This is a genomic window from Cellulomonas sp. ACRRI (assembly GCF_022346185.1).
Taxonomy (GTDB): Bacteria; Actinomycetota; Actinomycetes; order Actinomycetales; family Cellulomonadaceae; genus Cellulomonas.
Genome location: NZ_JAKRMS010000238.1, coordinates 1 through 2074 on the forward strand (window position 1 = coordinate 1; position 2074 = coordinate 2074).

Sequence of the window (2074 nt, forward strand, 5' to 3'; positions counted from 1 at the left end):
ACTGGCGCTGGTTGGCGCGGGGGGGGTTCACCTGGGCCCGGCCCGGGTGGAACAGCGCCTCGACCTGGTGGGTGCGCTGGTGGGGGGGGTTCTGCACGTGCCGGTCGTCCCAGGGGTGCGCGGGGCCGCCGACGGACGGGCGGCCGGGGTGCGGTCGGGGGACGGCGGTGCGTCAGGACCAACAGCGCGTGCGATGCGCTCCCGGGCGGACGCCGGCGGACGCCGGGGAGGCGTCGGTCGGGCGTCGGCGGAGGATCACGCCCCCGATGGTGGCAGCGGCCGGGCCGGGCGCCAAGGGCTTTCCGTGCGGGGTCTCAGCGGCCGAGACCGGATGACGGCGCGCGCGGGCCCGTGGCGGGGCGTCAGACGACGCCGTACAGCCGGTCCCCGGCGTCGCCGAGCCCCGGGATGATGTAGGCGTTCTCGTCCAGCCGCTCGTCCACGGCCGCGACCACCACGGTCACGTCGCCGCGGTCGCCGACGGCCTCCTCGACCACCTTGAGGCCCTCGGGGGCCGCGAGCAGGCACACGGCGGTGACGTCGCGCGCACCGCGGGCGAACAGGTAGTCGATCGCGGCGACGAGCGTGCCGCCGGTGGCGAGCATCGGGTCGACCAGGAAGCACTGCCGGCCCGTCAGGTCCTCGGGCAGCCGGTTGGCGTACGTGATCGCCTCGAGCGTCGTCTCGTCGCGCTGCATGCCCAGGAACCCGACCTCGGCCGTCGGCATCAGGCGGGTCATGCCGTCGAGCATGCCGAGGCCGGCGCGCAGGATCGGCACCACGAGCGGCAGCGGCTCCGCGATCTTCACGCCGGTGGTGGTGGCCACGGGGGTCACGACCTCGACGGGCTCGGTGCGGACGTCGCGCGTCGCCTCGTACGCCAGCAGGGTCACCAGCTCGTCGACGAGCTTGCGGAACGTCGGGGACGACGTCTCCTTGTTCCGGAGCACCGACAGCTTGTGGGCGACGAGCGGGTGGTCGGCGACGTGCAGGCGCATGGCCCCAACCTACCGTGCGGTCCCCGGGACCGACGTCCCGGGCGCCGTGGCGTGATCGGCAGCACGATGGGCGGCAGCGCGCGGCGACGGCGCAGCCCCCTGCCTGCGTCGTCGCCGCTGCGCACCCACCGGCGCCGGCCCCGGTCCGGCGGGGGCCGGCGGACCGCCCACCGGGGCGCTCGCGTGCACCGGGTGAGGGGGCGCGCGACCTAGACTGCCGCGGTGCCTGGTCCCGCGCCCGAGCCGATCCGGCTGGCCGTCCTGGGCCAGGTCCGCGCGGCCGGCCCCGACGGCGCGCTGCTGCCCGTGAGCGGCCTCGGCGCGAACCTGCTGCTCGCCCTGGCGCTCGAGCCCCGCGGTCTGTCGACGGCCCGTGCGGTGGACGAGACCTGGCCGGACGGTGCGCCGGCGTCCGGTCGTGCGGCGCTGCAGACCCTCGTGTCCCGGCTCCGGGGCGCCCACCCCGGGCTGCTGACGTCCACAGCCGCCGGGTACGCGCTGGGGGTGCCGGGCGGCGCCGTGGACCTGCTGCGGGCGGCCGCCGCCGCGGAGGCGGCCCGGTCGGCGCTCGCCGCGGGGGACGCGGCGGGCGCGGCGGCCGGGACGGGAGCGGCCCTGGCCCTCTGGGAGGGCGGCCCCGGGACCGGGGGCACCGCGACCGGGCTGGTCGACGCCGTGGCCGCGCGGGCGGACGGGGTGCGCCGGGACCTGCTGCGCGTGCGGGCCGCCGCGCTGCTGGACCTCGGCGACGACGCGGCGCTCGCCGCGACCGAGGACCTCCTGGCGCTCGCGCCCCTGGACGACGGGGCGCACCTGCTCCGGATGCGCGCGCTGCACGCCGCGGGCCGGAGCACCGAGGCGGTGGCGGCGTTCGGCGCGTACCGGGAGCGGCTCCGCGAGGCGCTGGGCGCGGACCCGGCACCGGAGGTCGCCGCCTTCCACCTGGAGCTGCTGGACGGGACGGCGGCGCACCCGGCCCCCGCCGCGCGCCGCCGCCGCCGACCAGGTCCTTCTACGTGGCCGCGACGCACTCCCGCCGGCGCGAGAGCATCGAGGCCACGTACAAGGACCTGGTC

General features: G+C 78.4%; 2 protein-coding genes. One reads left to right on the forward strand and one right to left on the reverse strand.

Annotation, left to right across the window (positions count from 1 at the left end; genetic code table 11):
• Positions 1-362: 362 nt before the first annotated feature.
• Positions 363-998 (reverse strand): uracil phosphoribosyltransferase, encoded by a 636-nt coding sequence (gene upp / locus MHY85_RS20860; protein WP_154730806.1) that lies wholly within the window; start codon positions 996-998, stop codon positions 363-365.
• 222 nt (positions 999-1220) lie between these two features.
• Here upp and MHY85_RS22000 point away from each other — a divergent pair.
• The coding region (locus MHY85_RS22000) for a bacterial transcriptional activator domain-containing protein (protein ID WP_239200359.1) at positions 1221-2074 on the forward strand (854 nt) is incomplete at its 3' end.